7 protein-coding genes are annotated in these 9,809 nt (G+C 43.4%); 1 reads left to right on the plus strand and 6 read right to left on the minus strand.

Annotated elements, in window-relative coordinates; genetic code table 11:
- Nucleotides 1-66 precede the first annotated feature (66 nt).
- From aspT to OCU35_RS13555, 6 genes are all read right to left on the minus strand, one after another.
- The gene (aspT, locus tag OCU35_RS13530) at nt 67-1,782 is read right to left on the minus strand and encodes an aspartate-alanine antiporter (RefSeq protein ID WP_261826271.1); all 1,716 of its coding nucleotides are present in this window, start codon (nt 1,780-1,782) and stop codon (nt 67-69) included.
- A gap of 696 nt (nt 1,783-2,478) precedes the next feature.
- Nucleotides 2,479-4,104 (minus strand): phosphoethanolamine transferase, encoded by a 1,626-nt coding sequence (locus OCU35_RS13535; RefSeq protein ID WP_261826272.1) that lies wholly within the window; start codon nt 4,102-4,104, stop codon nt 2,479-2,481.
- Between the two features lie 270 nt (nt 4,105-4,374).
- Nucleotides 4,375-4,806: a universal stress protein gene (locus OCU35_RS13540; protein WP_065210964.1), complete on the minus strand. Its 432-nt coding sequence runs from the start codon at nt 4,804-4,806 to the stop codon at nt 4,375-4,377.
- Nucleotides 4,807-4,939: 133 nt separating this feature from the next.
- Nucleotides 4,940-5,839 (minus strand): LysR family transcriptional regulator, encoded by a 900-nt coding sequence (locus OCU35_RS13545; RefSeq protein WP_065210963.1) that lies wholly within the window; start codon nt 5,837-5,839, stop codon nt 4,940-4,942.
- A gap of 93 nt (nt 5,840-5,932) precedes the next feature.
- Nucleotides 5,933-6,394 (minus strand): hypothetical protein, encoded by a 462-nt coding sequence (locus OCU35_RS13550; protein ID WP_065210962.1) that lies wholly within the window; start codon nt 6,392-6,394, stop codon nt 5,933-5,935.
- Between the two features lie 244 nt (nt 6,395-6,638).
- The gene (locus OCU35_RS13555; protein WP_102334100.1) at nt 6,639-8,717 is read right to left on the minus strand and encodes a DUF4962 domain-containing protein; all 2,079 of its coding nucleotides are present in this window, start codon (nt 8,715-8,717) and stop codon (nt 6,639-6,641) included.
- Nucleotides 8,718-9,381: 664 nt separating this feature from the next.
- Between OCU35_RS13555 and hpf the strand changes: the two genes are divergently transcribed.
- Nucleotides 9,382-9,738, plus strand: coding sequence for a ribosome hibernation-promoting factor, HPF/YfiA family (gene hpf / locus OCU35_RS13560; protein ID WP_261826273.1), 357 nt, complete (start codon nt 9,382-9,384; stop codon nt 9,736-9,738).
- The last annotated feature ends 71 nt before the right edge of the window (nt 9,739-9,809 follow it).

Raw genomic sequence — 9,809 nt, forward strand, 5'->3', positions numbered from 1 at the left:
TTCTAGGTAAGACGATCCCCTCCCTTGTTATTTGAGTAAGGGATCAGTCTTGAATAGTTGTGTTATTTACATGCCAGCGTTAACAGTAATAATGCCGACGATAATAGGGCCCCATAGCGTAAGCAGAACGTTTGCTACGGCGTAAGTGACGGTGAAGGTAAATACTGGTGTTGCATTACCTGTTTTCTCCATTAGGGCTGCGAATGCAGGGTTTGCACTGCGACCACCAGTCACACATCCTAGTGCTTCAATTGGGTTCTTAATTCTCAACACATAGTAAGAGAAGAAGAACGAAATAATTTGCGGAATAATGGTTACTGCCATACCTAGAAACAGTAGGCTCATACCGTGTTCTTTAATAGTATCAACAGCTTGAGGACCAGCCTCTAGACCAACGATGCCGACAAATGCTGCTAGACCAAAGTCACGAATAAACGCTGCAGCTGATGTTGGGAACTGAGCAACATGTGGGTTGCGGCTACGTAGCCAACCGACAAGCAAACCAGAGATCAGACAGCCTGCACCAGAACCAATGGTCACTGGGATACCCGCAATCTTGAAGCTGATTAGGCCAATTAGAAGGCCGACAACCATACCCATGCCAAGAATAACGAAATCTGTCATCGCACTTGTGTTCATGCGTTTACCGATGTTTTTCTCAACACGGTTAATGTCTTTAGCTGAACCTGTTAGCTGAATAACATCGTTTTTCTGAACCACTAGATCCGGAGTTACTGCGATAGAACTGCCTTCGCGGATGTAGTCAGTGACATAAACGCCGCGGTAAGTGCCATCATTGGCCTCTGAACGTATATCGCTTAGTGTACGACCAATCAGCTTTTTGTTGTCTGCAATAAGTTGGCGGTTTTCTTCGATGACTTGATAGTCAGCTGGAAGCACTACTTCTTCGCCAATGGCAGCGTGTTGTACTTTGTAGATAGCATCTCGAGTGCCAGTGATGACGAGAACATCACCTTCTTGAACAACGCTGTATCTATCTGCATCAAGTTCTTTGCCATCTCGCTCGATGATTTCAATGCGGGCATTGATTGAGTCTTGATTGATGTTGGCAATGGTTTTGTTTTTAAGAGAGCTTTCGCTATCAATCTTAAAAGCGCGAGTTTCTAGTTTGGTTAGAGCGTTAAATTCGCCTTCACCTAGAGTTTGCTGACCATCTGAGTTAGCTTCTGCCATTTTGATAGCTTCAGCGCGGATATCCCACTTCATCAGTGTCGGGAATACCCAAGTTACCATTAGGATTGGACCTAGAGAGCCAAAGATATATGTCACCGCATAACCCACAGCAACGTTGGTTTGCATTAGGTGTTTAGCTTCTTCGGTTAAGCCACCAAGGCGTCCGATCGCATCACCAGCAGTACCTATGATTGCAGATTGAGTCAAACCACCGGCAGCAAGGCCTGCAGCAGTCCCACGGTCTAGGTCAAACAGCCATGCTGCTGCCAAGACACATAAAAGGCCTGATACCGTCATCACTACTGCTGACAGCAGAATGTTGATGGTTTTAAAGTTAAGGGCTTTGAAGAATTGTGCTCCGCCCTGATAACCAACAGCGTAGATAAATAAAGCAAAGAAGATGCTCTTCACGCCTGGGTCGATGTCTACACCAAATTGGCCCACAACTACGCCCATCAATAGTGTTCCTGCAACACCACCAAGAACGAAGCGTCCAATAGTGATCTTACCTACTAGGTAACCTAAAGAGAGAGTAATAAATAAAGCTATAAATGGTGATAAGTTAAATAAATCTGAAATTATGCTCATAACTAAATCACTTTCTAAATTCTAAAATAGGTAGCCAAACAGTGGCGTATCGCTTGAATTGACTTAATAATTAACTCACCAACTCAGTGAGTGAGGCAACTTTAACGAGGTAATTTAGAATCAAACAATCTGGTTTGAATGATTAAACCCTCACTTAGCTGGCGAGAAGAATTAACTCATTGTTTTGTATTGCTTTAATGGTTGTAGAGCCTTGCTGATTTAAATTGAAATTTGTTTGATTACCCCTATATAGGTAGGGAAATAGTGGTTTTGTCGTATGAAATAGCCATTAGCATTGCCTCGTTGAGCATAAACTTTTGGAATAATGGGTGAGGTGATACTTATTTTGAGTGACTAGCGATGATGGTCGTTTCAGATGGAGCATTGTTGGCGAGAGAAATTAAGGCAAAAAAAAGCCCCAGCAAACTAGCTAGGGCAAAGGGAGTCTCAGGTGTGGACTTTTCAATTAGAGATATTGGTCAAGATGACCATAAAAACGCTCAAGGCGCTAACTTTGTAGGTCGAACTGCCTAGTATTTGTGGCTTAATCAAACACTAGGCGAGGTTCATAAATGAGTGTAATCAAGGCGTAGATATCAACACACTCGCATATGACGGATCAGATCCGTCAAATACTCTCTTTTTAAAAAGTCGCTTACTAAGAATCTAATGAAATCAGTTAATTAAGTGTCACAACTATTCTTGCTTGTTATTGTGCTCAAAGAAAATTGATTTCTCATGAGGACAAAACTTCGTATTTACATCGAGCAGTGACAGCACAGAGCAGTAAAAATTGTCCTGAGTGAAAGGCACTTCTTTGTTTTTAACCACGTCCTGATACTTGAATGTTGACGAGTCATTGAGCCATGCGACCGCCGCGACGTGTTTTTGTACCTCTGGTGCAAAGGCAAAAGGCATTCCGTGCAAGTAAACATCGTTTTCTCCCAAAGACTCACCGTGATCGCTAACGTAAAGCAGAGCGGTTTTGTATTGGCCAGAATACTGATCTAGCCAATCAATGCTGCTATCAATGAAGAAGTCAGTAAACAGCATAGTGTTGTCGTAGGCATTGATGATTTCATCACTAGAACACTTAGCCAGTTGATTGCTTTTACACACAGGAGTGAACTGTTCAAACACCTGTGGGTAGCGCTTAAAGTACTCTGGCCCGTGGCTGCCCATCGCATGAAGTACAACAACGATATCTTGATTTGGGTGCTTATCGACATAGTCATCCAGACCAACTAGCATTCCGGTATCTCTACATTCAGGGTCGCAGATGGTATTGAGATCAGAAGACTTAAATGACTGGTAATCAACGCGTTCAGCAACACCCTTAGAGCTGGAATTGTTGTCTCTCCAAAGCACAGCGACGTTATTTTCATGTAGCGCGTCTAGGGCATTGAGCTTGTTGTAGATGGACTTACTGTCAAACTCATCTCTCGGGTCGGGGGAGAACATACACGGCACAGACACTGCAGTGGAGGTGCCACAACTGGTCATGTGCGAGAAGCTAATAACTCCCTTACGCTTGCTCAGTCTTGGGTTGGTTTGGCGTTTATAGCCATTAAGTGAGAAATGATCAGCGCGCCCTGTTTCTCCCACAATTAGCACAATGAGATCGTGTTTGTTTGGATCGCTATGCTCTATTTTGGCATCTGGCGCAACATTGACCATTTCAGACTCTGGCTTAAGCAGACTGACATTACTTTTACCAAAGTATTTGCCAACAGAGTAGAGTGGAAAAAGAGGCGCTGAGTAAAACCTAACACTCTTGTACTCACGAAAGAACGAGGCGTAGTTAGCGCTGTAGGGCACTAGTGCTGCAGCTATCATCACAATAGCGAGCATGATAGAGAAAAGTTTTGCTCTAATTTCTTTGAGAATGCCTTGGTACCCTACCGGTGCCTTGTAGACAAGGTATGCGGGAACAAGAGCGCCTAACACTATCACCATGACGAGCTCTACGGAGAGCAGGCCAAAAGTCTCACTGCTATCGGTTTCTGCGATGTTTCTTAGCATCACAGTGTCAACCACGATGCCGTAGGTCCAAGAGAAATACGCGGCTGAGGCGCCAATCAAGAAGCCTATTATCAACACTAACTTGGTGAATAGTCGTCCACCTAAGATTGAAAATACTAGAGCGTGGGCAGCAATCAAAAATACAACAACACTGATTAAAAAGCCGGTATTGCCATCACTTGTAGGAAAGGCATCAGTGAAGTGCTTAAAGAATGAGAAGTTGAAGAGTGCGGAATAGACGATGGCACATAACCATATAAGCCTATATTGTCCGGTAATCATCCTAAATAGAAAGTTCATTGTATTAACCCTTTGCTCGCAATTATCCCCTTTGAGGGGAGCAAGATAACAAGTGAGTGCAGCGATGACTGAGAGTAAAAGTTAGATTACTGCGATGAATGCTCTGCCTATAAAGATTTTAGCTGTTATTGGCAATTTAATATTCAATTCATCATTTCGTTGGGAAGTGAACTCTTTCATTTCGTGTATTTAAGGTGCGATGAATAAAAGAAAGCCTCTCAAGTTTCTGACTTCAGAGGCTTTTTTGCTTGTAGAGTAAGGTTAATGAAACTAGTTACTTTCACCCAATGGCACAACTAAGATATCTACTGGTGAGTTGTGAATCAGGTGTTTGGAGTAGGAAATTATACGGCTCCAGAAGTCATGGTGATGCCCACAGATCAAGAGATCACAGCCGTAACTTGCGATAGTGTCAGGAAGCTTATCGCTTAGGTCTCCTGTTCCAATGAGGAAGTGCTTGATCGGCTGGTCGGTATACTCTGTGAGTTGTTTCAACTGCTCTAGAGAAGCACGTTTGATGGGAGGTTCTTGTTCATCCACCTGAATATCCACCAAATCTGGGTAAATCTCTCCGTGCGATCCATCAATGTGAATAAATGAAACCTCAGCGTCGAGTATCTTTGCCAGAACGGCAGCTCTATCAATAAGCACCTTGCTGTCTTCTGCGAGCTCTAGTGCGACTAGTATATGTTTGTATTTCATAACGGCACCCTGTTCCTTTAGTAACACTTTCAATAATAGACACTTTTACAAAGAAAGAGTGCAGGAAAGCTCTCACATCAGAGAATATCCTTATATTTTCCATGGTTTATGTGATGGAGATAATCATCTGCTCTTATTGTTGAGTAAGCCTACTTTTGTAGTCTTTAAATTCGGCGAGAATAGCCTCGATGACCACCTGCTGGGCATTGGTTTTACGCGTTCTGTGTCGATACACCAAGGAGATATCGCGATGAGAGAAATCATAGTCGGGCAGCCACTCGATCAAGCTACCTCTTTTCAGGGCTTGCTCTGCAAAGTATTCAGATACAAAGGCGAACCCCAAGCCATTTTCCGCCATCTGTACTACGGATTCAGCGCTGGCCAAGGATATTTTTGGGTAGAGTTTAACCGTTTCGAGGTTATGTGTTTTCTTGTTGTAGCCGGTGATTGATTGATGCTGAAGGTGACCAACATAATCAATCTCTTTGAGTTGCGCCAATGTTGTTGGAGGTGACCTTAAAAACGTAGGCGAAGCAACGACTCTGACGTTAATAGACATTAGTTTTTTTGCGACTAAATTGCTGTCTGGAAGATCTCCCACCAATACGCCTATATCTGCGTCAGGATCTAAAGTTGAGGTATCAGAAGCAGGAATAAACTTGAGTTTTAGTTTTGGATATTTGCGAAGCAGGTTTTCCATTTTATCTTTAATGAAATACTGATAAACAAAGTCAGTACAATCAATGGTTACCCGTCCAGACACATCGTCTTTATCACTATTGATGTTTTCTAGCTCATCGCAAAGGCTAGTAAAATGAGAAGACAGACGTTCGTAGTACTGCCTGCCCGTGTTAGTGGGTTTAAGGCTGGCTTTAGAACGGATAAATAGGGGAGACCTTACTTGTTCTTCCAAGTAAGCAATGCGTCGACTGATAGTCGAAAGAGGAATTTCGAGCTCTTCACTTGCGGCTTTCATGCTGCCAAGTTTTACTACCTGACAAAATAGGTAGAAGTCATCTAGGTTACGTGCCATGTTCCATACAACGTCTGTAAGTATCTGTTATAAAAATACATTACAGACGCTGAGGGTGCGAGTTTATTTGCCTAGAAAATCGAGTATAAAGGGTTACGAGAAACGACCACCGTTGCGTTTACCGTCTTCATCGCCGACAAAACTACCACCGGTTTTGTCGCTTGGGTCTTCCCAAGTGTATCCGCCACCGCTCTTCTCGCTAGGGTCTACCCATGCAAAGCTACCACCGGTTTTGTCACTAGGATCTTCCCAAGTGTATCCGCCACCGCTCTTCTCGCTAGGGTCTACCCATGCAAAGCTACCACCGGTTTTGTCACTAGGGTCTTCCCATGTATAGCCGCCGCCACTTTTCTCGCTAGGGTCTACCCAAGCAAAGTTGCCACCGGTTTTATCACTAGGATCTTCCCAAGTGTATCCACCGCCAGTTTTTTGGCTGTAGTCCATAAACGAACTTGTGGTTTGTTGGTCTGTGATTTGAGTCGTGTCTTGATTCGCTGCAAATACAGCAGGAGTGACAAATAGAGTTGTAATTAATAGTGTTGATAGGGTTTTCATACGTTCACCTTTATAGATTAATTTAAAGTTGATATTCCGCATTCCCTGCCGACAAGAAGAATAGTACGCCTAGCTATTGATTCCGTAAATATAAAAAATTAAGAACTTGAATCCCGATAATGGGATTTAGTGGGGTGGGTTAGCATGAAGATGTGTATGAAATTAGGGATGGGGCATAAAAAAATCCCAGAGTGAGGGGGAGTCACTCTGGGATTTAAGCGTTTGGGGGGATTATATCAAGCTATTACAGCTCGATAGTTACTGTCTCGCCATCAACAGTTAGTTCTAGCGTGTTGCCTACAAGCTTGTGAGACACTTCAACTTGCTCGCCTTCGTTCTTATTAGGAACTAGAAGAGTAAGGATGTTGTGCTCTTTAGAAGGCTTGAATTCCACTTCAACGTGACGGTGGATTTCAAGATCTTTGTACTCGTATGGGTCAACTTCGCCGAAGCCTTCAACGTTCTTCACTGAAGTGATGTTGTCAGCAGACTCGTTGATGAAGTTCACGTCTAGGTGCGCTACTTCGCCACGGATAGTGAAAGACTTATCAGCCACTTCGTTTGCGAAAGTCGTGTGCATTAGCCAAGTCATGTCTTTCTCTTCAGAAAGCGTTGCCTTGTCTTGCATTACGAATACTTTACCTTGTACGAACCAGATCTTACGCTTGTAAGACTCGATTTCAGGAACGAAGTACTTGTAAGAAGCCGTCGCATCACCTTCAACCATCTTCACATCAGATTCTGTGTCGTAGTCTGTGATGGTACCGCCAGCTTCGATACAGAAGCGATCTTGGTGACCTTCGTAGCCAGTGTTCTTGTTCTCGCCGTATTGACCTTCGCCACCGAATAGAGGCAGGTTCTTAGAGAACGTTTTACGACGCCACTTAGTGTGCATGTCAACACCGAAACCACCGTAGTAACCAGTGATTGCAGCTAGAGTTTCGCCAAATGCGTGTAGAGTGAACGCGTTTTGGTCACCGTGAGAGTGGCTGATAGAACCAAACGGAGAACACTTGAATACCATGTGGATGTGGTTTTCACGCTCAGTCATCTTGTTGTGGAATGCAGCCCAACCAGTGATCGGGAACACTTTCAACAATGGATCGTTTGACGGTGCTTTCTCTTCTGGAGCATCCCAAAGGATGTTGAAGCGAAGATCGTCATAGCCGAAGTCCCACCAACCGAAGTTGTAGAATTTAGTGTGCGCTTCAGTATCACGGCCTTTAAGTTGGTTGTAGTACCAAACGTACTCAGGCTTCTGGTTAACACCTGCGTAGTGCTTGATGTTGTAAGCCAGTTTTAGACCTGGGAAATCACCGATTGAAGACTGGTCACAGAAGCTTGCGCGCTTAGAGTGAACAGGCATGCAGTATAGTGGGAAGTCACCTGTGTTTTCGTAGAATGTTTTGTTAAACATGTCGACACCACAGTAGGCTTTCAATAGGTCGAATGCTTCGCCTAGGAATGCTGTTTGCGTGTTCCAGTAGTCAGGACCTTCAGCCCAACCGCCGTCTTCACCGCCCCATGGTGGGTAGTGTACTGCGTAGTATTCTAGTGCGTATGCAATGTACTCGCCTGCTTTCGGGTGATCGTGGTAAAGCGCGATACACGTTGGGATGATAGCAGAAGAGATAGAACGAACACCGTGGCTGTTTAGTGGGTTGTTCAGTAGATCAACGGTCACTTTCAGGTGGTGCATGATTTCGTCTAGACGAGTGATCAGTGCATTCTTAACGATTTCGCGCTCTTCATCAGTGAAGTGAGCGTTTAGCCAGTCGTAACCCCAAGCCATAGCAGCAACTACGCGGAAAGCCGCTTCATCGTTGTAGCCACGAGAAGTTACGCCATCTGGATCGTATGAAGCTAGCTTAAGAGTCCAAGCTTTAGCTTTAACAATTAGGTCTTCGTCTTCGTTAACGACACCAGCGATTGCTAGGTTACGAGTCGCGTTAAGTGCCATTTGGCAGTCAACGTACATTTGACGCCAGTAAGGACGCCAAAGAGATGCTTTACCTACAGTTTCTGCAGGGTATGGCTGTGGCTCTTCGAATGGTGCTGTTTCATAGAACTTCTCAGTAGAGTTCTTGATGAAATCATCGTACATGCAGAAAGAAGAATCTTCTTTAACCTTCGCTTTGAATTCAGCTAGGTTTGCACCTTGTACTAGAAGACGTGGACGTGCTTCAGATAGGTTGTCTAGAAAAGAAAGGTCAAAGTCTCTTTTTTGAACTTCGATCGGTAGAAGGTCTACCAAGTTACCAGCTGAGGTATCATTCTCAAGCTTCATCTTTCTGATAGCATCAAGCGCTTTGTCGTTGCTCATACGAACTCCCGTAAAATGTGTTTGGGGGAACAAATAAAATTTTTATAAAGCTTATTGTAATACAATTAACTAAAGATCACGATTGTCATTTCACAAATTTGTTCATTTTGTGACGCCCTCCGCAGGTCTAGCGTTTCCTTATGCAAAGTATTGATTAAAAAATAGCAATGTTTATATGAGCCTACGAAGTATTTCTTCGCGGTTGGCTTCGATAAAACGATGCTCATTTCTATGTTTGAGCACGGATATTTTCTTGTCAACTATGTGGCTGATTTCCCTTATATAGTATGACTATTTGCTCAATGACAAGGGCTAAACGGTTCATTAACCGAATCAAAGATAGTCGAAAAATTCCGACATATGATCCGTTTTTGAACTCGCTCGATACTCTTATCGCTTCTGAAGTAATCACTGACGGGAATCAAAGGGAAGATATGTTTTGTTACACTTTTGAAGGGGGGATTTGAGGTACAGTAGATAGAAATGAAGAGACCGGCGATCTCTGGTGACAAACATATTCTGTCTAGTGAAGTGATATTCAAGGGGTAAAGTTAAGATTATTTTATATCAGGGAAGCCAATCACAGATGTCTTGGAGTTTTGTTGGTGGAAGTGCCAGTCGTTTGCTACGTTTAAGTTACAGAGTGATAAGAAAGGTATAATCAATGAAAGTAAATGTTCAGACGCATCATGTATCAATTACCGAAGATTCACGCAAAGAGATTGAAGGAAAATTCGAAAAGATAGAAAGTCATTTTCCGCAACTAATCAGCTGCGACATCATTATCACCAAAGAACATGGGGAACACGAGGTAGAGATCTTCACCAACTATGAAGGTGTAAGAGTTTCAGCAAAGTCAAATAATGACGTAATGTATCCGGCGATTGCGGCAGCACTTAAGAAGCTAGAAACAGGCCTTCGTAACCGTAAAGGACAACTGAAGTCTGATCTTCACGAAAAGCCAACAAGCACTAAGCCAGAAATTGCATCCGATATTATCCAAGAAATGAAACTAGTGTGATACCAAAAACGGAATTTGTCTCAAGCCAGCATGCTAGATGCTGGCTTTTTTGATCTTATCCAATCTAGCTC

The organism is Vibrio breoganii (genome assembly GCF_024346795.1).
GTDB lineage: Bacteria > Pseudomonadota > Gammaproteobacteria > Enterobacterales > Vibrionaceae > Vibrio > Vibrio breoganii.

Excerpts from the sequence above, each read along its gene's own strand:
- OCU35_RS13540 (WP_065210964.1), bottom strand. The coding sequence starts at position 4,806 with ATGAAATACAAACATATACTAGTCGCACTAGAGCTCGCAGAAGACAGC.
- OCU35_RS13545 (WP_065210963.1), bottom strand. The coding sequence starts at position 5,839 with ATGGCACGTAACCTAGATGACTTCTACCTATTTTGTCAGGTAGTAAAA.
- hpf (WP_261826273.1), top strand. The coding sequence starts at position 9,382 with ATGAAAGTAAATGTTCAGACGCATCATGTATCAATTACCGAAGATTCA.
- OCU35_RS13555 (WP_102334100.1), bottom strand. The coding sequence starts at position 8,717 with ATGAGCAACGACAAAGCGCTTGATGCTATCAGAAAGATGAAGCTTGAG.
- aspT (WP_261826271.1), bottom strand. The coding sequence starts at position 1,782 with ATGAGCATAATTTCAGATTTATTTAACTTATCACCATTTATAGCTTTA.
- OCU35_RS13535 (WP_261826272.1), bottom strand. The coding sequence starts at position 4,104 with ATGAACTTTCTATTTAGGATGATTACCGGACAATATAGGCTTATATGG.
- OCU35_RS13550 (WP_065210962.1), bottom strand. The coding sequence starts at position 6,394 with ATGAAAACCCTATCAACACTATTAATTACAACTCTATTTGTCACTCCT.